This window comes from Bradyrhizobium sp. USDA 4538 (assembly GCF_024171045.1).
In the GTDB taxonomy this organism is placed as follows: Bacteria; Pseudomonadota; Alphaproteobacteria; order Rhizobiales; family Xanthobacteraceae; genus Bradyrhizobium; species Bradyrhizobium australafricanum.
Genome location: NZ_JALJZE010000001.1, coordinates 1,003,038 through 1,023,040, shown reverse-complemented (window position 1 = coordinate 1,023,040; position 20,003 = coordinate 1,003,038). Strand labels below are relative to the sequence as shown.

Annotated in this window: 21 protein-coding genes; 6 read left to right on the top strand and 15 right to left on the bottom strand. The window is 65.8% G+C overall.

Annotated features, from left to right (window positions below):
* Positions 1-38: 38 nt before the first annotated feature.
* Both J2R78_RS04455 and J2R78_RS04450 read right to left on the bottom strand, forming a co-directional pair.
* On the bottom strand, positions 39-803 hold the full coding sequence (locus tag J2R78_RS04455) for an anti-sigma factor (protein WP_253603131.1): 765 nt from the start codon (positions 801-803) through the stop codon (positions 39-41).
* 67 nt (positions 804-870) lie between these two features.
* Positions 871-1,359, bottom strand: coding sequence for a sigma-70 family RNA polymerase sigma factor (locus J2R78_RS04450; RefSeq protein ID WP_016844579.1), 489 nt, complete (start codon positions 1,357-1,359; stop codon positions 871-873).
* A gap of 227 nt (positions 1,360-1,586) precedes the next feature.
* On the opposite strand from J2R78_RS04450, the gene J2R78_RS04445 reads away from it, so the two are divergent.
* The 3 genes from J2R78_RS04445 to J2R78_RS04435 all read left to right on the top strand — a co-directional run bounded on the left by J2R78_RS04445 (position 1,587) and on the right by J2R78_RS04435 (position 4,663).
* Positions 1,587-2,186: a histidine phosphatase family protein gene (locus J2R78_RS04445; protein WP_253603129.1), complete on the top strand. Its 600-nt coding sequence runs from the start codon at positions 1,587-1,589 to the stop codon at positions 2,184-2,186.
* 150 nt (positions 2,187-2,336) lie between these two features.
* Positions 2,337-3,425, top strand: coding sequence for a chorismate synthase (gene aroC, locus J2R78_RS04440; protein WP_253603127.1), 1,089 nt, complete (start codon positions 2,337-2,339; stop codon positions 3,423-3,425).
* Positions 3,426-3,469: 44 nt separating this feature from the next.
* Positions 3,470-4,663 carry an adenylate/guanylate cyclase domain-containing protein gene (locus J2R78_RS04435; RefSeq protein ID WP_253603125.1) on the top strand — a complete coding sequence of 398 codons (1,194 nt, stop codon included), beginning with the start codon at positions 3,470-3,472 and terminating at the stop codon, positions 4,661-4,663.
* 97 nt (positions 4,664-4,760) lie between these two features.
* Here the strand turns inward: J2R78_RS04435 and J2R78_RS04430 are convergent, their stop codons facing one another.
* Positions 4,761-5,525, bottom strand: coding sequence for a hypothetical protein (locus J2R78_RS04430; protein ID WP_253603123.1), 765 nt, complete (start codon positions 5,523-5,525; stop codon positions 4,761-4,763).
* A 90-nt stretch (positions 5,526-5,615) separates the two neighbouring features.
* The gene (clpS, locus tag J2R78_RS04425) at positions 5,616-5,921 is read right to left on the bottom strand and encodes an ATP-dependent Clp protease adapter ClpS (RefSeq protein WP_021076758.1); all 306 of its coding nucleotides are present in this window, start codon (positions 5,919-5,921) and stop codon (positions 5,616-5,618) included.
* A 232-nt stretch (positions 5,922-6,153) separates the two neighbouring features.
* Here clpS and J2R78_RS04420 point away from each other — a divergent pair, with 232 nt between their 5' ends.
* Positions 6,154-7,005, top strand: a complete 852-nt coding sequence (locus J2R78_RS04420; RefSeq protein ID WP_028339506.1) for a DUF1194 domain-containing protein — start codon at positions 6,154-6,156, stop codon at positions 7,003-7,005.
* Between the two features lie 6 nt (positions 7,006-7,011).
* Here the strand turns inward: J2R78_RS04420 and J2R78_RS04415 are convergent, their stop codons facing one another.
* From J2R78_RS04415 to J2R78_RS04365, 11 genes are all read right to left on the bottom strand, one after another.
* A complete protein-coding gene (locus J2R78_RS04415) occupies positions 7,012-7,506 on the bottom strand; it encodes a GNAT family N-acetyltransferase (protein ID WP_225645581.1) in 495 nt (164 codons plus the stop codon).
* Positions 7,507-7,509: 3 nt separating this feature from the next.
* On the bottom strand, positions 7,510-7,812 hold the full coding sequence (locus tag J2R78_RS04410; protein ID WP_375166974.1) for a DUF1778 domain-containing protein: 303 nt from the start codon (positions 7,810-7,812) through the stop codon (positions 7,510-7,512).
* 56 nt (positions 7,813-7,868) lie between these two features.
* Positions 7,869-8,702 (bottom strand): nucleotidyltransferase domain-containing protein, encoded by an 834-nt coding sequence (locus tag J2R78_RS04405; RefSeq protein ID WP_253603119.1) that lies wholly within the window; start codon positions 8,700-8,702, stop codon positions 7,869-7,871.
* 54 nt (positions 8,703-8,756) lie between these two features.
* Positions 8,757-9,998 carry a methyltransferase gene (locus J2R78_RS04400; protein WP_253603117.1) on the bottom strand — a complete coding sequence of 414 codons (1,242 nt, stop codon included), beginning with the start codon at positions 9,996-9,998 and terminating at the stop codon, positions 8,757-8,759.
* Complete coding sequence (locus tag J2R78_RS04395) at positions 9,991-10,746, bottom strand: TlyA family RNA methyltransferase (protein ID WP_253603115.1); 756 nt, start codon at positions 10,744-10,746, stop codon at positions 9,991-9,993. Before J2R78_RS04395 ends, J2R78_RS04400 begins: the two co-directional genes overlap by 8 nt.
* A complete protein-coding gene (locus J2R78_RS04390; RefSeq protein WP_057015217.1) occupies positions 10,743-11,306 on the bottom strand; it encodes a nucleoside 2-deoxyribosyltransferase in 564 nt (187 codons plus the stop codon). The genes J2R78_RS04395 and J2R78_RS04390 overlap by 4 nt, the downstream gene beginning before the upstream one ends.
* A gap of 99 nt (positions 11,307-11,405) precedes the next feature.
* Positions 11,406-13,334 (bottom strand): 1-deoxy-D-xylulose-5-phosphate synthase, encoded by a 1,929-nt coding sequence (gene dxs / locus J2R78_RS04385; RefSeq protein ID WP_050387827.1) that lies wholly within the window; start codon positions 13,332-13,334, stop codon positions 11,406-11,408.
* Positions 13,335-13,882: 548 nt separating this feature from the next.
* Positions 13,883-14,134 carry an exodeoxyribonuclease VII small subunit gene (locus J2R78_RS04380; RefSeq protein ID WP_028334494.1) on the bottom strand — a complete coding sequence of 84 codons (252 nt, stop codon included), beginning with the start codon at positions 14,132-14,134 and terminating at the stop codon, positions 13,883-13,885.
* 127 nt (positions 14,135-14,261) lie between these two features.
* Positions 14,262-15,188 (bottom strand): histone deacetylase family protein, encoded by a 927-nt coding sequence (locus J2R78_RS04375; RefSeq protein WP_253603113.1) that lies wholly within the window; start codon positions 15,186-15,188, stop codon positions 14,262-14,264.
* Positions 15,189-15,518: 330 nt separating this feature from the next.
* A complete protein-coding gene (locus tag J2R78_RS04370) occupies positions 15,519-17,189 on the bottom strand; it encodes a bifunctional UDP-sugar hydrolase/5'-nucleotidase (protein ID WP_253603111.1) in 1,671 nt (556 codons plus the stop codon).
* Between the two features lie 61 nt (positions 17,190-17,250).
* The gene (locus J2R78_RS04365) at positions 17,251-18,012 is read right to left on the bottom strand and encodes a crotonase/enoyl-CoA hydratase family protein (RefSeq protein WP_092083615.1); all 762 of its coding nucleotides are present in this window, start codon (positions 18,010-18,012) and stop codon (positions 17,251-17,253) included.
* Positions 18,013-18,410: 398 nt separating this feature from the next.
* On the opposite strand from J2R78_RS04365, the gene paoA reads away from it, so the two are divergent.
* Both paoA and J2R78_RS04355 read left to right on the top strand, forming a co-directional pair.
* A complete protein-coding gene (gene paoA / locus J2R78_RS04360) occupies positions 18,411-19,049 on the top strand; it encodes an aldehyde dehydrogenase iron-sulfur subunit PaoA (protein ID WP_229191168.1) in 639 nt (212 codons plus the stop codon).
* Positions 19,046-19,996, top strand: a complete 951-nt coding sequence (locus J2R78_RS04355; RefSeq protein WP_253603109.1) for a xanthine dehydrogenase family protein subunit M — start codon at positions 19,046-19,048, stop codon at positions 19,994-19,996. The genes paoA and J2R78_RS04355 overlap by 4 nt, the downstream gene beginning before the upstream one ends.
* Positions 19,997-20,003 lie beyond the last annotated feature (7 nt).

Below are 20,003 nucleotides of genomic sequence, written 5' to 3'. Positions count from 1 at the left end.
AATTTTGACGACCTGATCTTCCGTAAAATTACGGAAGATCACCCGCCGCTCTTCTCCATCTGATCGTAGACGGCCTGCGCGACCTCGGTCAGGCGCGTGCGATCGGTGCCGCCGCTGACGACATAGGCGACGCCTCGATCGGCCCAGAACAGTGCGCCGTCGCTGCCCTGCACGGCATAGCGCATCTGGGTCGCCTCGGTCTTCACCTTGGCGGTGTAGACCGTGAAGCGCTCACCTGACGTGCTCTCATACATCAGGAACGACGCCGGGCCGCTCGGTCCGGGCAGCAGGCGGCCGCCGACCAGCTTCAGCCCGGTCAGCTCCGGCGCGCGGACGTCCCAGCCGCAGCGCTTGGTCAGCCATTGCTGCAGGTGGTCGCGCTCGCTGCCGGGCACCTCGACGGGATGCCGGACCTCGACCACGTAGAGCCGATGCGCATCGAGTGCATCGACCGTGAAGCTCTGGAAGGCCGACGGCGTCGCCGCCGCTCCGCGCGCGATCCAGCCGGCGCCGCCGCCGGCGACGAAGGCCATGACCGTCGCCGCCACCGCGCCATAGACCCAGCGGCGCGGCTGGCGCACCAGCCGCTCGAGCTCGAGCCGTTTCGGCACCGCCTCGTCCAGCACGGTGTCGTAGCGTGAATGCAGAGTCTCGGCCATCGCACGCCATGACTGCACCCGCGCCGCGTCGTCGGGATGCGTGTCAAGCCACACCTCGACATCGCCGCGGCGTTCGGCCGGCAGCTCATTGTCGACGTAAGCGTGCAGCTCGTCTTCGGTGACGGGAATGTTCGGGTCGGTCATATCAGTGGTCTCTGCCAAATCTTGTTCGAAAATCGTTCATGCATAACGCCGGCCATGGCGCACATTATCATTTCACCCGCCGGAGCGCCGGGCGCTGGCCCTCGATCGAGGCCCGGACATGGGCGCGGGCGCGGGCGAGGCGGGACATCACCGTGCCGATCGGCACGCCCTGGATATCGGCGACCTCGCGGTAGCTCATGCCCTCCAGCATGACGAGCAGCAGCACCGAGCGTTGTTCCTCGACCAGCGTCGACAGTGCGCGCTCGATGTCGCGTCCCTCGGCCTCGGTGCCGCTGGCGTCGGCGTTGTTGTCGAGCAGCGGCACGAAGGCCGGCCGCCGCGCCAGCGAACGCCGGCGGTTCTTGTTCAGATTGGTCAGGATCGTGTAGAGCCAGCTCCTGACGTCGCCGCCGAGAAACAGCCGCTCCGAGCGCAGCGCCCGCACCAGCGTGTCCTGCACCAGATCGTCGGCGATATCCGTGTCACGCGCCAGCGCGCGCGCATAGCGACGCAGCGCCGGTATCATGGCTTCGACACTTTGACGAAACGCGGTCATGCATCCCAGTCTTCGATGGTCTCGGCGATAGTCGCCTTGTTCAACATAACACCCTGGCGGCGTGGCTATTCCGTCTGCGCCGATCTGCGCGCATACCGCCCAAGCTGCGGCCGATTTGGGCTTGTCGCCGGCCGAAGTGCTGGTGTACCTCCGAGCCGAAAAAATTCGAAGCGTGGAAGCCTTGAGGCGGCCGACCTCTCGCGCAGCAGGGACCAGCCGTTACGGGAATGCCGGTACCGACGATCTATTACATCCGCCACGGCGAGACCGCGTGGAACGCCGAAGGCCGGCTCCAGGGCGTGCAGGACATCGCCCTCAACGAGCGCGGCCGCGCCCAGGCGGCGCATGCCGGGCGCATCCTCGGCGATCTCCTCGCGCGCGACGGCCGTGACAAGACGACGCTGCCGTTCGTCGCAAGCCCGCTGATCCGGGCGCGGGCGACCATGGAGCTGGTGCGTGCCGAGCTTGGCCTGCCGCCGGGCGACTACGCCCTCGACGCGCGGTTGCGCGAGATCGGCTACGGGACGTGGGAAGGCTCGACGCTGGCGCAGGCGCAGGCTGCGGACCCCGTGCTGTATGCCCGCCGCCTGGCCGAGAAGTGGACGGTGTCGCCGGAGGGCGGCGAGAGCTATGTCGACGTCCAGGTGCGGATGACCGACTGGTATCGCTCGGTGACGGCAGACACAGTCGCGGTTGCCCATGGCGGTACGGCGCGGGCGCTGATGGTGGCGCTCGGCTTCGAGACGCCGGCCTCGGCCGCCGAGCTCTATATCGAGCAGGGGGCGGTTTATGTGTTCGGCGCGGCGGGCCTGCGGAAGCATAGTTAACTCGCACTGTCATTCCGGGGGCGCGAAGCGAACCTCAGGGGCGCAATTGAGCCCCGGGGAATCTCGAGATTCCGGGTTCGATGCTCCGCATCGCCCCGGAATGACAGCCTGGCTGTTTGACCCCGCTGCCTCTGCGCGTTACGACACGCCATGTCCTTCAATACTTTCGGCCATATGTTCCGCGTCACGACCTTCGGCGAGAGCCATGGGGTCGCGATCGGCTGCGTCGTCGACGGCTGCCCGCCGCTGATCCCCCTGACCGTGGAGGAGATCCAGCACGACCTCGACCGCCGCCGCCCGGGCCAGTCGCGCTTCACCACCCAGCGCCAGGAGCCGGATGCGGTCAAGATCCTGTCCGGCGTGATGGCGCATCCGGAAACCGGCGCGCAGGTGACGACCGGCACGCCGATCGCGCTGCTGATCGAGAACACCGACCAGCGCTCGAAGGATTATTCCGAGATCAAGGACAAGTTCCGCCCCGGCCACGCCGACTTCACCTATGAAGCGAAATACGGCCTGCGCGACTATCGCGGCGGCGGACGCTCCTCCGCGCGCGAGACCGCGACCCGCGTCGCTGCCGGTGCGATCGCGCGCAAGGTGCTGCCCGAGGTGAAGGTGCGCGGCGCGCTGGTGCAGATGGGGCCGCACAAGATCGACCGCGAGAAGTGGGACTGGGACGAGATCGCGAACAATCCGTTCTTCTGTCCCGACAAGGACAAGGCGGCGTTCTTCGAAAGCTATCTCGACGGCATCAGGAAGAGCGGCTCCTCGATCGGCGCCGTCATCGAGGTCGTCGCCGAGGGCGTGCCGGCCGGGCTCGGCGCGCCGATCTACGCCAAGCTCGACAGCGACCTGGCGGCGGCGATGATGAGCATCAACGCGGTCAAGGGCGTCGAGATCGGCGCCGGCTTCGGCGCCGCCGAATTGTCGGGCGAGGAGAACGCCGACGAGATGCGGACCGGCAACAACGGAACGCGTTTCCTGTCCAACCATGCCGGCGGCGTCCTCGGCGGCATCTCGACCGGGCAGCCGGTGGTGGTGCGCTTTGCGGTCAAGCCGACCTCCTCGATCCTGACCACGCGCCGGACCGTGGACCGCAAGGGCGCGGATACCGACATCCTGACCAAGGGCCGCCACGACCCCTGCGTCGGCATCCGGGCGGTGCCGGTCGGCGAGGCCATGATGGCCTGCGTGCTGGCCGATCATTTTCTGCGCGACCGCGGGCAGACCGGGCGCTGATCCCTTATATAGTGGCGGTCACCAGACCGCCCTGGGGGAATGCCATGAACGCGTCGGAGCTTCGGGACATCATCGAATGGATGATCGGCGGCGCGCGGTCGGCGCCGACCCCGCCGCAGATGATGGCGGAATGCTGCGAGCGCCTGGTGCGGGCCGGCCTGCCGCTGTGGCGCATCGGCGTCTTCGTGCGCACGCTGCATCCGGAGATCTATGGCCGCCATTTCTTCTGGAAGCCCGGCGCCGAGGTCGAAACCGGCACCGTCGATCACAACATCCTGGACTCCCCGGAATTTGCCGTCAGCCCACTGTCGACCGTGTTCAGGCAGGGTGTTGAAGTACGCGCGCGGCTCGACGATCCCGCAAGCGCCCGGTTTCCGATCGTCGTGGACCTGCAGGCCGAAGGCGTCACCGACTACATCGCCGTGCCGCTGGTCTATACCGACGGCTTCGTCAATGCCTCGAGCTGGACCACCAGGCAGCCGGGTGGCTTCACCGAGGAGCAGCTCGATGCGATCCGGTCGATCACCGTGCCATTGGCGCGCTATATCGAGATCATCACCCTGCGCCGCACCGCCTCGCTCTTGCTCGACACCTATGTCGGCAACCGTGCCGGCGAGCGCATCATGGGCGGCCAGATCCGGCGCGGCCATGCCGATACAATGGATGCCGCGATCTGGCTGTCGGACTTGCGCGGCTTCACCGCGCTTTCGGACCGCTTGCCGGCCCAGACTGTGGTGGAGATCCTCAACCTCTACTTCGATTGTCAGGTCACCGCGATCCGCGACCATGGCGGCGAAGTGCTCAAATTCATGGGCGACGGCCTGCTCGCGGTGTTCCCGGTCGACGAATATCTCGGCGACGAGGTGCAGGTCTGCTCACGGGTGCTGGAAGCTGCGCGCGCGTCCCGCGCCGGCGTCGAGGCGCTGCAATTCGCCAATGGCGATGCCGTCGAACGCTTCCGCTTCGGCCTCGCGCTGCATCTCGGGCGCGTGCTCTACGGCAATATCGGCGGCGGCAACCGGCTCGACTTCACCTGCATCGGTCCGGCGGTCAATCTCGCCGCGCGGCTGGAGAAGATCGCCGGCCGTCTCGGCCGCACCGTGGTGGCCTCCGAGCGCTTCGCCGGCATCAGCGACGGCGGCTGGAGCGATCTCGGCGAGTTTCCGATCGCGGGATTTGCCAAGGCCGAACGGGTCTATGGCTTATTCGATGAGGCGCCGGTCGCTGCTGCGAGCTAAAGCATGATCCGGAAAAGTGCGAAGCGGTTTTCCGAAAAGATCATGCTCAAACAAAGAGCTAAGGCGCGATGACGATTCAACCTAATCTCATCGCGCCTTAGCCGCCGCGGGCGTAAGACTGCTTCAGGCCGAAGGTCAGGATCGACAGCGTGATCCACAGCCGCAGCATCGCGAAGCCGAAGATGAAGACGACGTAGATCAGGTTCTTGAGCGGCTGGCCCACCATCGAGATGTGCCAGAAGTGCCAGATCGCGGTGCGCACAAGCGCCTGCCCGTAGCCCAGCGCAACGTTGATCGCGCCCAGCACGAGCACCGCCGCGCCAAGCCAGAGCGCGTGCCGGCCAAGGTCCTTGACGGCGGCAAACAGTGCGACGCGACCGCCATTGCCTTCCGCATTGACGATGATCAGCAGCACCAGCGCCGCGATCGCCGCACTCCAGAACCGGCCGAGAAGGGTGACCTGATCGAAGGCCATGCCGTCGAGGCCCGACAACAGATACGGTGCAAACGACGAGAAGCCGATCGCGGCGGTGCCGAGTGACGCCACGCTCATCACGAGCACGATCCGCCACAGGATCGACAGCGACAGTCTGATCTGCTCGGCCAGCGTCAATTCGCCGAGCGATGATCGGCCTCCGGAAGCCTGGATCGAGTCCCGTGCCGTCGCGAAGAAGGCGAGCAGCACGCAAGCGTTGGCCAGCGCCAGCGCGGGCACGATCAGGCCGAGATTGCCGTAGCCGACGATCCGCAGCGCCGCCGCCATGATGAGCCAGGGCAGGGCGGGCAACGGACGAAATGGCCCGAACGAGGTCTCCGGGCGGGTCGTCCGCAAGGACAGTTGTTGGCGCAGCGCCACGGACATGCCGCGTTCATGCCATGCGATCCCTAAAGCACCGGTCGCCGCGATCGCTAAAATTGGCGGCAAGGCCTGTGGCAATCTGGCGCTGGCGCGCTATTCCTCGGGCTCGGTGGTGAACAGCAGCGGATAGCCCTTGGCGCGGCCGGCGTCAGTGGCCCGCGTCGCCTTGGTCTCGGCGACGTCTCTGGTGAAGACAGCGACGACGCAGACGCCGCGCTGGTGCGCAGTCAGCATCACCTTGTAGGCTTGGTCGTCGGTCATGCGGAATTCACCCTTCAGCACGGTGACGACGAATTCGCGCGGCGTGTAGTCGTCGTTGACCAGGATCACCTTGTGCAGGCGTGGCCGCTCGACCTTGGTCTTCGTCCTGGTTTTCGGCTTGACGACGGTATCCGGCATCGCACTCCCTCGCGATTGTCCGTAAGAATACCGTCTTCAGGCGCGCCTTGGAACCGTTCGATTTGCACGGCGTCATTGCGGCAACGGCACGGCGCGCGTTGCCGCATTCGAGGCAAGCCAAGTCTGACTTGAACGTGGACGTCTAACCTGAATGTGAAGGACAGCTGATATCTGCGCTTTTCGCCGCCTGAATTGCGTGTCACGATGACACTCATACGACGGGAGGGCCGCAATGCGCTGGTATGTCTCGATCGGAGCGGTGCTTGTCGCGGGCATGTTGGCCAGCGGCGATGTGGCCGGTGTTGCCGCGCCCGGCCCGGGAACCCAGCCCGGCCATCGCCTGGCTGAAAAGGAATCCACACCGAGCGTCGACATCGAGTTGATCATCGCTGTCGACGTTTCCTATTCGATGGACATGGACGAGCTCGCGATCCAGCGCGAGGGCTATGCGCAGGCGATCGTCTCCAAGGATTTCCTGCAGGCGCTGAAGGCCGGTCCGAACGGCAAGATCTCGATCACCTATTTCGAATGGGCCGCCTCCAACGATCAGAAGATCATCATCCCCTGGCGGGTGATCGACGGCCCTGAATCCGCCGATGCGGTCGCCGCCGAGATCATGAAGACACCGGTGCGCCGCGCCTCGCGGACCTCGATCTCCGGCGCGATCTATTTCGCGATCCCGATGTTCGACGAGAATCCGCATCGCGGCCTGCGCCGCGTGATCGATATTTCCGGCGACGGGCCCAACAACAACGGCACGCCGATCACGCCCGCGCGCGACGCGGCGCTCGACAAGGGCATCGTCATCAACGGTCTGCCGATCATGGTGAAGGAACCGTCCTACTCGACGATGGATATCGAGAATCTCGACTATTACTACGAGGACTGCGTGATCGGCGGACCGGGCTCCTTCGTGGTGACGATCAAGGATCGTGAGAAGTTCAAGGAGGCGATCCGCACCAAGCTGCTGCTCGAAGTCGCCGGCCGCACCCCCGAGCGCCCGATCATGCGGACCGCCGAGAAGGAGCCGCGGGTCAATTGCCTGATCGGCGAGAAAATCTGGCAGGACCGCTGGGGGCGGTAGCGGCGGTTACAACGAGGCCGCGATATCTGCGATCGATCGGAACAGGATCAGCGGATCATCTTTGGACGGTATGAATCCACGTCGTTGCCAAAAAGTCGCCGCCTCAGCATCCACGGCATTCACGATCAATGCTCGGCCGCCAATCAATCCAGCGGCGGTAACGCAGCGTTGCAGCGCGTGTTTGAGCAGGCCGGTGCCGACTCCCCTGCCAATCCAGTTCAGGTCCGTCGCAAGTTGCCCCAACAGCAGGCAGGGTACGGGATCGGGCGGTTGACCGGTTCGGATCGAACGCGGCAGGCTCGTCGGTACAATCGCGGTCGGCGCGAGGCCGTAGTAGCCAACCACGCGATTGCCTTCGTGGACGACCAGAACCGCGGTGAAGCCTTTCTCCTGATTTGAGAGCGCCCGCGTCTTCAGCCAGCGGTCGAGCGACGACTTGCCACAAGAGAATGACGCTACATCGTGCGCCGACGTCAGTGGCTCGGGCCCCGAAATGGCCAAGCCTCAGCTCCTCTTCTTCGAACCGGACTTCTCCCACGGTGCGGCACGCCGAAGCAGCTCCTGCATCTCCGATACGGGTTTGGCAGGTCCGGCCATCGCCGTCATGAAGGCCTTGAAACCTGCGGAGCTCATGCGGATCGGGACCGTTTCCATCAAGACATCCTCGGCGGCGCGCACGGCCGCCTCGCGGACGAAATCCGTTCGCGAGCGGCCGCGCAGCGTTGCCGCCCTGTCGATGATGGCGATGTCGGCGTCGGGCAGCCGCATCGAAAGCGGGTGATCTTTGTGTCGGACGGTCCGGGGCATCGGAGACTACTCCATCGCGAATAATCTATAGTCGCGTAGCGCATTTTGCAATACGGCTAGGTATTGAGCAACAGCTTCTCAAGCTCGTTTTCCAGTAAACGCAACGTTTGCAACGCGGCGGCATGCTCGGTCGCGCCGATCTGCCGCCAGACCTCCGCGGCGCGGCCAGCGAGGCCGCGAACCGTCACCGGAAAATTCGCGGCCTGCGCCAGCGCGCCTTTTTCGTTGATCAGATATTGCCCGTGCAGCGCAAACAGCACCTGTGCGATGCAGGTTAGCGCGCGATAGGCGCAGCCCGCGATATGCGTGCTGTCGCCGCGCGGCAGAGCAAGCTCGGCATTCTCGATGCTGAACAGGATTTCCCATTGAAAGCGCCGGATCAGCGCATCGCGCAGGGCCGGCGGGTAGGGCGCGGTCCTTGCCTTCAGCGCCGCGACGAGGCCGTCGGGATCGTGCAGCGCACGGCACAGCGCGACCTCGCCCATCCAGATCGCCGAGCAGAAGCCGTGCGGATGGCCTGGCTGGTAGTGCATGCCGATCTCGCCGTTCCGGCAAGCATCGATGACAGCGGAGACCTGATCGATGCTGCGGTAGAGCAGGTCGACCTTGCGGCCGCCGATCGTGAGCCAGGCGCCGCCGACGATCCACGATCCCCATTCGCCGACCGGCGTGACATGCGCAGCAGCAGGATCGTCGACCAGACCCGTTACAGCTTCGCGCAGCCGATCGATATCCGGCGCGGCGCCATCCCGATAGTAGAGGCCGATATCGGTGTCGGAGGCGTCATGCGCCGTGCCGCGCGCCCGCGAGCCGCCGAGTACGATGGCGGCGACGCCCGATACGGCGGCGATAACGGGGATGATGCGTGCGAGCAGCGGATCGTCGGACATGGAGCGCAGACTATAGCGAGACTGCCCGCGCTCAGCGATAGCCGCTCCGTCCTGTCAGCGCGCGAACCGCGCCACCAGCTCGACATGCGCCGTGTGGCGGAACTGATCGACCGGTGTGACGGCTGCGATCTTGTAGCCGCCGTCGATCAGGATTTTCGCGTCGCGCGCAAACGTCGCGGCGTTGCAGGACACAGCGACGATCACCGGCACCTTGCTCGCCGCCAGCTGGGTGACCTGCGCCTGCGCGCCCTGCCGCGGCGGATCGAACACGACGGCGTCGTAGTCGCGCAACTCCTGCGGCATCAAGGGGCGGCGGAACAGGTCGCGCGCCTCGGCCTTGAGCGGCTTCAGCCCCGGCGTCGATTGCGCGGCCTTCTGCAGCGCGGTGATCGCACCCGTGTCGCTGTCGAATGCCGCGATCCGCGCCTTCTCCGCGAGGCGCAGCGCGAACGGACCGACGCCGCAAAACAGGTCGGCGATATGCTTGGCGCGTCCGCAATGCTCGCGAACCAGCGCGGCCAGCATCTCCTCGCCCTTGACGGTCGCCTGCAGGAATGAGCCGGGCGGCAGCACGACCTTCGCCTTTCCGATCGCGATCTCGGGGGAGCCGCGCTGCAGCACCAGCTCGCCGTGGCGTGTTAGCCGCGCCAGCCGGTGCTTCTGCGCGACGCGCGACAGAGTGGTGATCAGGCTGGTCGGCAGCGCGCCGGAGCCGCGCACGTCGATGTCGAGGCCGTTGACGGTTGCGGTGACCTGGATGTCGAGCGGCTTGCCGATCGCGGTCAGCGGCTCGGCGGTGGCCCAGGCCGCCTCAAGCGCACCGTCGAGCGCAGGATCGAGGATCGGGCAGCGATCGACCGGGATGATGTCGTGTGAACCTGCCGCGGCGTAGCCGACCTTGAGGACCTCATGGGGGCCCATGCGCCCGTGCAGCGTGATGCGGCGACGGCCCGCGCCATGGGCATCGATCAGGGCTGTGACGTCCGCCGCAATCTTCGCCTGCGCCAGCGTCTCGACCACGATGTTGCGCTTCCAGGCATGGTAGGGCGCATCGTTCCAGTGCTGGATCGCGCAGCCGCCGCACACGCCGAAATGCGGACAGAACGGCGCGATGCGCTCGGGGCTTTCCTGCGCGACCCGCAGCAGCCGCCGCCGATCGGGATGGTTGCCCGGGACGTCGTCGACCTCGACCGTTTCGCCGGCCAGCGCATAGGGCACAAAGATCGATTGCGATCCCTCGATCGCGACGCCGTCGCCGCGGTGGCCGACATGGTCGATGGTGAGAAGCTCAGCCACGGCGCGCGCCGAGGAAGAATTCGATATTGCCGTCGCCGCCCGGGATCGAGGACGGGAACACCTGGATGTCGGTGCAGCCCTGCGAGGCGGCAAAGGCGGCGATGTCGTCGCAGATCTCCTGGTGCACCATCGCGTTGCGGATGATGCCGCGCTTGGAGTGTTTGCGCGCCGCCTCGAACTGCGGCTTGATCAGTGCCAAAAGATGCATCGGGGCGGCCGCCAGCGACAGCGCCACCGGCAGCACCAGCTTCAGCGAAATGAAGCTGACGTCGATCACCACGATGTCGGGCCGCGCCGGCAGGCGCTTGCCCTCGAAACTCCTGATGTCGGTCGCCTCCATGGAGACGATCTTCGGATGCCCCTGCAGCGAGGGATGCAGCTGGCCGTGGCCGACATCGATGGCGAACACGAGGCTTGCGCCGTTGGCAAGCAGCACTTCGGTGAAGCCGCCGGTCGAGGCGCCGACATCGAGGCAGACATGGCCCTCGACGTCGATCGGATAGTGCTCGAGCGCGCCGGCGAGCTTGACGCCGCCGCGCGAGACATAGGGATGCGCCGGCTCGGCCGAGAGTGCCGCGCCCGGTGCGACGATCTCGGACGCCTTCGCGATCTGCTTACCGTCGGCGGTGACGCGGCCGGCGTCGATGGCGGCGCGCGCCCGGGCCCGGCTTTCGAACAGGCCGCGTTCCACCAGCAGCACGTCGATGCGCTTGCCGGAAGATGCGTCGTTGTCGCCCGCTCTGGTCACTTCGCCGCCTGCCGGCGCTGCGCGGCAGCGAGCCGCACGCAGGCCTCGAAGGAGGTGAGGTCGTGCCATAGGTCGGCCGACGGCTCGCGCGGGGTCACCAGCGGGCTGCCGTGCAGGTCGAGCGCGTGCATCATCATCAGATTGTCCGGCAATCCAAACTCTTCCACCGTCAGCCCCTCCGCGTCGATCAGGCGTCCGTCGGATGCCGGCACGACCTGGCTGAGCCGCGCCACGCGATTGGCGTAGGACGTGGGATCGTTGGAATAGGCGAGGCACAGTTTGCCGCGTCCCGCCATGTAGCCGAGTTCGTAAACCGTGCCTGCGTCGGCACTGGGGCCGCGAAACGGCGTCAAGTTGGCGATGATGGCGTCGGCAGACTCCATCATCGCCTCGTTGCTCTTGAAGATGGTGAGCGAGACGCCGGCGGCGGTGGGATCGATGCTGTTGTCGAGCGGATACAGCCCGGTCAGCCCGTGATAGGCGCAAACCTCCGCCTTGCGGCGGCCGATCTCCACGGCATCCGGCAGGAACACGTCAGGACCTGCCAGATAGATCTTCATGGACTTGCCGGGGCTGGTGCGTTTTCGAGCGAGAACCTGGAGCTTCGGTTCTGATTCAATCAGAACCGAAAATGCTCCAGTGAGCGCCGCCCGTCACGATCAGGCGAGCTTGACGGTCTCGGCCTTGTAGTCCTTGCCGAGGGTTTCGAACACCTTGGCAACGATGCTCTTGGCGTCGAGACCGGCGCGAGCATACATCGCCGCCGGCGTGTCGTGGTCGAGGAACACGTCGGGCAGGATCATCGAGCGGAACTTGAGCATGCCGCTGTCGAGCATGGCGTTGTCCGACAGGAACTGCATGACATGCGAGCCGAAGCCGCCGATCGAGCCTTCCTCGATCGTGATCAGGATCTCATGGTCGCGGGCGAGCTTCATGATCATCTCTTCGTCGAGCGGCTTCATGAAGCGCGCGTCGGCGATCGTGGCGGAAAGGCCGTGCGCGGCGAGCTCGTCGGCCGCCTTCTCGCACTCGGCGAGACGGGTGCCGAACGACAGCAGCGCGACCTTCTTGCCCTCACGGATGATGCGGCCCTTGCCGACCTCGAGGGCAACGCCGACTTCCGGCATCTCGATGCCGCGGCCTTCGCCGCGCGGATAGCGCAGCGCGCTCGGACGATCGTTGATCGCAACCTGCGTCGCCACCATGTGGACAAGTTCCGCCTCGTCCGCGGCGGCCATGATCACCATGTTCGGCAGACAGCCGAGATACGCATTGTCGAACGAACCCGCGTGCGTCGCGCCGTCGGCGCCGACCAGGCCGGCGCGGTCGATCGCGAAGCGAACCGGAAGGCTCTGGATCGCGACGTCATGGACCACCTGGTCATAGCCGCGCTGCAGGAAGGTCGAGTAGATCGCGCAGAACGGCTTGTAGCCTTCGGTGGCGAGGCCGGCAGCGAAGGTCACCGCGTGCTGTTCGGCAATGCCGACGTCGAAGGTGCGGTCCGGGAACGCCTTGTTGAAAATATCGACGCCGGTGCCTGACGGCATCGCCGCGGTGATGGCGACGATCTTGTCGTCCTTCTCGGCTTCCTTGACGAGGCTCTGGCCGAACACGTTCTGGTAGGCCGGCGCATTCGGCTTGGCCTTGGCCTGGGTGCCGGTCGCGACGTCGAACTTGACCACGGCGTGGTACTTGTCGGCGGAGGCTTCGGCCGGGCCGTAGCCCTTGCCCTTCTGGGTCACGACGTGAACCAGGATCGGGCCGGTCTCCATGTCGCGGACGTTCTTCAGCACCGGCAGCAGATGGTCGAGATTGTGACCGTCGATCGGGCCGACATAGTAGAAGCCGAGTTCCTCGAACAGCGTGCCGCCGTCCATCATGAAGCCGCGGGAATATTCCTCGACGCGGTTGGCGCGGTTGGCGAGGATCTTCGGCAGGCGCTTGTTGATCTGCTTGGCGGCCTCGCGCAGCGAGCGGTAGGTCTTGCCGGAGTAGAGGCGCGACAGATAGGCGCTCATCGCGCCGACGGGCGGCGCGATCGACATGTCGTTGTCGTTGAGGATCACGATCAGGCGCGAGTTCATCGCGCCGGCGTTGTTCATCGCCTCATAGGCCATGCCCGCCGACATCGCGCCGTCACCGATCACGGCGATAACGTTGTTCTTGCCGCCGGAGAGATCGCGCGCCACGGCCATGCCGAGGCCGGCCGAGATCGAGGTCGAGGAGTGCGCGGCGCCGAACGGATCGTAGTCGCTTTCGGTGCGCTTGGTGAAGCCGGAGAGGCCGCCGCCGGTGCGCAGCGTGCGGATGCGGTCGCGGCGTCCGGTCAGGATCTTGTGCGGGTAGGCCTGGTGGCCGACGTCCCAGATCAGGCGGTCGCGTGGGGTGTCGAAGATGTAGTGGATGGCGGTGGTCAGTTCGACCACGCCGAGGCCGGCGCCGAAATGGCCGCCGGTCACCGACACCGCGTCGATGGTTTCCTGGCGCAGCTCGTCGGCAACCTGCTGCACCTGCTCGACCTTCAGCTTGCGCAGGTCATCCGGCGTGTGAATAGTGTCAAGAAGCGGCGTCTTACTAAATGTGGTCACAGCGAATTTCCAATTTTTGCCTGTCGGAACGAACCGCCCGACGCGAGATGGGATGGCGCGCACACCGCGCAGCGAATGCCAGACACTGGGTGCCGCCCCGGCAGGCCGGTGCCTGGTTGTAAGCCTAGATTCACTCCGGATTGGACCACGTGATATGCATCACCTTGGTCGCTCTTCACCCGTCCCGGTTCAGTTTTGTCGAACCATTTGAGATGCATGCCGCCCGAAAAGTCGGGCTGCCCGCCACTCTCAAATGCCCATAGAACTGGAAGCATTACACCAAAGCCGCAGCCAAAGCCAACCCGATAGGGGGCGCAGGGTTCCTATGCGGTGCGCTGAAAACCCTAGTCTTTTCAATAGCCGGGCGGGAGCCGGGTTCCAATTCGCCTAATTTGGCGGCAGCCGGCCGGGGCGGCTCGGCCTGATTCGCAGCCGTACCCGACCCCCGCGGGTAGCCCCGGGGGTTTACGGGTGGCTGGAAATGCACAGCAACAATTGCCCGCCGTGGCGGACATCGCGCCGCACGATCGAGGTAGGCGGCGGCGCCGCTACTGCACGTCGAGCGGCTCGGTGCCGGTCGGCTGGCCCGAGGCGTCGGTGGTGATCTTGTCGACGCGGGCTTCGGCCTGGCGCAGCAATTCCTCGCAGCGCCGCTTCAGTGCCTCGCCGCGCTCATAGATCGCGACCGATTCCTCAAGCGGGACCTTGCCGTCCTCGAGCCGCTTGACGATCGATTCGAGTTCCTCGATCGCGCGTTCAAAGGAGAGCTTCTTCACGTCGGCTTGGGTGTTCTCGGCCATTCTTGCGTTCCCGATTGCGTGGATCAGATCGCAACCTGATCTTGTCGTCCAAACATGACCTGTCGCAGGCCATGCTCGCCCCGGCGCAGAATCAATCGAATTTTTGCGGGCGTATTGTGGCGGGGATTTACCCGTCCATCAATGCGGTGACGTGAGATGCCACCGACTCTTTCAGGCCCTGCAGGTCGTAGCCGCCTTCCAGAACGGAGACGACGCGGCCGCCGGCGCTCTTGTCGGCGAGATCCATCAGCTTGCGCGTGACCCAGCCGAAATCCTCGCCCGTCAGGTTGATCGAGGCCAAGGGATCGCGGTGATGCGCGTCGAAGCCCGCCGAAATGACGATAAGTTCGGGGGAGAACTTCTCCAGCTGCGGCAGGATCAGGTTCTCGAAAGCGGAGCGGAACTTGGCGCCGCCGTCGCCGGGCGCCAGCGGCGCGTTGACGACAGTGTCGTGCTCGCCACGCTCGCCGGTGGCCCCAGTGCCTGGGAACAGCGGCATCTGGTGCGTCGAGCAATACATCACGGTCGGGTCGGCCCAGAAGATATCCTGCGTGCCGTTGCCGTGATGGACGTCGAAATCGATGATTGCGGCGCGCTTGATGCCGTATTTGCGCTGCGCGTGGCGGGCGGCGATCGCGGCATTGTCGAAGAAGCAGAAGCCCATCGGCGTCGATTTCTCGGCGTGGTGCCCGGGCGGGCGCACCGCGACGAACGCGTTTTGATGCTTGCCCTCCATCACCGCATCGGCGGCGGCCACCGCGCCGCCGACGCCGCGCATCACCGCTTCCCAGGTGCCCGGCGACATCGAGGTGTCGCCGTCGATATAGATCATGCCGGAGGTCGGCGCGATGTGGCGGAGTTCGCCGACATAGTGCTCGCCGTGACAGAGCAGCACGGTGTCGAGGTCGCCTTCCGGCGCGGAATCGCGCACCAGCGCCTTGAAGCGATCCTCGCCGAGCACCTCGGCGACCGCCCGCAGCCGGTCGGGGCGTTCGGGATGTCCGGGAGGGGTCAGGTGGTCGAGACAGGCGGAATGCGTCAGAAGCAGTGTCATGCAGATTCCCGGCGCAATCGATGCGCGTGCGAGGACGCATGATCCGGAAAAGTGCGCAGCGGTTTTCCGACCAAGATCATGCAAGAGCAGGCCCTAATCTAGGCCGTTAGCGGCGTTCCGGAAAGGGCCGCGTTTGATCTCGCAGTTCCGGTGCTCGTTCTTCGACATCTTGCCAAGGTCTCTGAGAGTCCGCCGGCCTGATCCCCAAACTCGTCATGCCCGGCCTTGTGCCGGGCATCCACGTCTTTGGTCCGAAGGCGCTAACGCTAAAGAGACGTGGATGGCCGGGACAAGTGTTTAGCCCGGCCATGACGAAGACGAGTTTGCGGCTCAATTGATCCGCTCGATCCGCTTGTCTGCCGTCGGGCCCACCGGGCTGTTGGCCTTGAAGTAGGCATAGAGCGCATCGACGTCGTAGATGCCGAACTGCTGCGCGGTTCCTTGCTTGAACACCGTGAAGCCGTCGCCGCCCTCGGCGAGATAATTGTTCACTGTGATGCGGTAGCTCGCGGCCGGGTCGATCGGCTTGCCGTCCAGCGACATCCGTGCGGCGATGATGCGCGCGCCATCGGGCTTGCTCGCATCCCACGCATAGGAGAACCCCTTCGAGACCTGGAGGGCGCGCGGCCGCTTCGGATCGGCCCATTGCTGCTCCAGTGCGTCCTTGAGCTGCTTGCCGGTCAGCGTCATCGTCACGAGCTGGTTGCGGAACGGCTGGCTTGCGAAGATATCGGCATAGGTCACCGCGCCGTCCTCGCGCTTGACGATGTCGGTGCGCACGCCGCCGGGATTGGTGAAGGCGATCAGCGCGCCGCCATTCGGCTCGGCGCTGGTTGCAAGCAGCTGTGCATCGGCGACGATGTCGCCGAGCGGGCTCTCGCCAGTTTCGGCAGGTGTACGCGACAGCGTTTCGGTGACCGAGCCTGCCGCGCGGCTCGCGATCGGCGCGGCCAGCCGGTCGTAGGATTCCAGCAGCGCGCTCTGCTCGGGATCCTTGGCGGTGCCGGCGATCCGCACGATGGTGTTGGCGGCCCTGGCGCTGATCACGTCATGACTGTTCGGATCGAGCTGAAGATCGATCGCGGTGACCAGGGTGCCGTATTTGTCGCCGGAGGTGACGAGCCGTCCGTCGATCTCGCAGACATAGGCCTGGTGGGTGTGGCCGGAGACCACGACGTCGACCGCGCGATCGAACTTCTTGACGATGTCGACGATCGGCCCGGAGATCCCTGGACATTCATTATAGTCGCCGGTCGGAAAGCCGCCTTCGTGGATCAGCACCACGATCGCCTCGACGCCCTTCGCCTTCAGCTCGGGGATCAGCGCATTGACGGTCTCGGCCTCGTCGCGAAAGTCGAGGCTCGCGACGCCGGCCGGCGACACCAGGTTCGGGGTGTTCTTCAGCGTCAGCCCGATGAAGGCCACTGCAATGCCGTCGAATTGCTTGATCTCGTAGGGCGGAAACACCGGCTTGCCGGTCGCCTTCTCGATCGTGGAGGCGGCGAGATAGCGGAATTTGGCTCCCGTGAACGGGTGCTGCCCCTGGCATTTGTCGATCGGATGGCAGCCGCCATTCTGCATCCGCAGCAGCTCGTCCTTGCCCTCGTCGAATTCGTGATTGCCGACCGAGGAGATCGCAAGCCCCATCAGCGAGAGCGACTCGATGGTCGGCTCGTCGTGAAACATCGCCGACAGGAACGGGCTTGCGCCGATCAGGTCTCCGGCCGCAACGAAGATGTTGTTCTTGTGGCCCTCGCGCAGCTGCTTGACGACGGTGGCCATCCGCTCGGCGCCGCCGGCGGCCTCCATGATCTTCCTGGTCGCGTCAGCGGGGTCGGTGATGCGGATGCCGCCCGGCGGCGGCCGCAGATAGCCGTGGAAATCGTTGATCGCGAGAATGCGCAGGCTCACCGGCTCCGCGGCCTGCGCCGGGCAGGGGTTTGCTGCGGCCAGTCCGAACGCGCAGAGCGCGGCGAGAGGGGAAAGGCGGGGCTGTCTCATGACCTGTCCATGGAGCACGGGATCATGGCGCCGCGCCACTACAATATTGCGACGCTTCGTTTCAATCCTTCGGGCGAGCCATGAATGCCTTGAACGCCTCGACTGCTTCCTCGGAGCGCATCCGTTCGCTGAACAGATGGTTCTCCTGCTCGATGCGGCGGGTGACGTCCTCTGGCGGCAGCCGGATCAGGCGCCGCGAGATCGCCACCGCCTCGGCCGGCAGCGCGCAGATCTCGCGCGCCACCTTGTGCGCCTCCACCTCGGCATGCCCCGGCGCCACCACGGTATTGACGAAGCCGGCGACGCGGGCGTCGTCGGCCGACATGGTGCGGCCCATCACCAGCATCGCGAAGGCACGCTGGTGGCCCATCATGCGCGGCATCAACAGGCTCGAGGCGCCTTCCGGCACTAGGCCGAAATTGGAGAACGGCGTCGAGAACAGCGCGGTCTTGCTGGCGAGCACATAGTCGCAGTGAAACAGCATGGTGGTGCCGATGCCCATCGCGACGCCGTCGACGGCGGCGATGATCGGCTTCACATTGTGGGCCAGCGAATACAGGAACTTGACGAGGTCGGAGGCCGGCGGCGTCTCACTGGTCGAGGTGCCCTGCGCGAGCAGGTCCTCGATGTCGTTGCCCGCAGTGAACACGCCGGAGCCGCCGGTGATGATCAGGCAGCGGATCTTCGGATTGTTCTGCGCCTTGTCGATCGCGTCGCTGATCGCGCGAAACATCTCCTGGGTGATCGCGTTCTTCTTTTCGGGCCTGCGCAGCCGGATCACGCGCGTGGCGGCTTCGTCGGTCACTATGACATGCGCGGTCATCGAGCGGTCCCAGGGTCGGCCGGCATCGTCGCCGGTGGAGGTCGTGCCGCCATCCTACATGATCCGGTGCAAGCCCCAAGAGCTCCAGCGTGTTCCGGGCCGCTTTTCCCCGTGGGCGAGCATGAGAACGGCGCAATGCAGATAACCGGAATCTTGCGATTCCGGGCAGGGGACATTGGTCGTAGGCCGGCCGCGCACGGCGATACTGCCGCGGAGGCCGCCCGCGCCTGATGGCGCCGCTGCCTCCCTGGAGCGGCTGTGGCGCTCGCGACGAGTTTAACTTCCCCGCGAGAAACATTCCGCTGTTCGCAGCATTCCCCCTTTGCTGACAGGCCGAGCAGACCTCGACACGTTGTTGTCGTGGTTCCGCGCTCGGCTGACTTGAGGAGAGCAGCGGCATGCAGATCTCCGGACGTTTGGAACTATCGCGGCGCCATCTGTTGATTGTTGGAGCCGCCTCGCTTGCGGCGTCGTCGATCGCGCCGCCGCCTGCGGCCGCCCAATCTGCCCCGACCGGAGCGCCCGTGATGACGAGAGTATCCTTTGACGTGAACGGCGAAACCCACCAGCTCGAGCTCGACACCAGGACCACGCTGCTCGATGCCCTGCGCGAGCACCTGCATCTGACCGGCACCAAGAAGGGCTGCGACCACGGCCAATGCGGCGCCTGCACGGTGATCGTCGACGGCCGGCGGATCAATTCCTGCCTGACGCTCGCCGTGATGCATCAGGGCGACGAGATCACGACGATCGAGGGGCTCGGCACGCCGGACGGGTTGCATCCGCTGCAGGCGGCATTCGTCGAGCATGATGGCTATCAATGCGGCTATTGCACGCCGGGCCAGATCTGCTCGGCGGTCGCAGTGCTTGCCGAGGTCAAGGCCGGCATCCCGAGCCATGTCACGGCGGATCTGAATGCGCCGCTGCGACTGACCAATGCCGAGCTCCGCGAGCGCATGAGCGGCAACATCTGCCGCTGCGGCGCCTATTCCAACATCGCCGAGGCGATCAGCGAGGTCGCCGGGAGGAGCGCATGAGATCATTCAGCTATGAGCGCGCCGCCTCGCCGGGCGCGGCGGCCGCAGCCGCCGCCGGCACCGCGAACGCCAAGTTCATCGCCGGCGGCACCAATCTGCTCGACCTGATGAAGCTCGAGATCGAGACGCCGGCGCATCTGATCGACGTCAACGACCTGGCGCTCGACCGCATCGAGGAGACCGCGGACGGCGGCTTGCGGATCGGCGCGCTGGTGCGCAACACCGATCTCGCCGCCGATATACGCGTGCGGCGGGACTATGGCGTGCTGTCGCGCGCGCTGCTCGCCGGCGCCTCCGGCCAGCTGCGCAACAAGGCGACGACCGCGGGCAATCTGCTGCAGCGGACGCGCTGTCCCTATTTTTACGACACCAATCTGCCCTGCAACAAGCGCAAGCCCGGCAGCGGCTGCGCCGCGATCGGCGGCTTCAGCCGCCAGCATGCGGTGGTCGGTGTGAGCGACGCCTGCATCGCGACCCATCCGAGCGACATGGCGGTGGCGATGCGCGCGCTCGACGCCGTCGTCGAGACGGTGCGGCCCGACGGCACCACGCGCAGCATCCCGATCGCCGAGCTGCATCGTCTGCCCGGCGACAGCCCCGAGATCGAAACCAGCCTGGTGCCGGGCGAGCTGATCACCGCGGTGGTGCTGCCGAAACCGGTCGGCGGCGCGCAGGCCTATCGCAAGGTGCGCGACCGCGCCTCTTATGCCTTTGCGCTGGTCTCGGTTGCCGCGATCGTGCAGCGCGACGGCACCGGCCGCGTCGCGCTCGGCGGCGTGGCGCACAAGCCGTGGCGCGTCGAGGCGGCGGAGGCGGAATTGCCTGCTGGCGCCAAGGCCGTCACCGCGCGCCTGTTCGCCGATGCGAAGCCGACCAAGGACAATGCGTACAAGCTGCCGCTCGCCGAGCGAACGCTGGCGGCGGTGCTGCGCGAGGCCAGAGCTTAAGATCCAA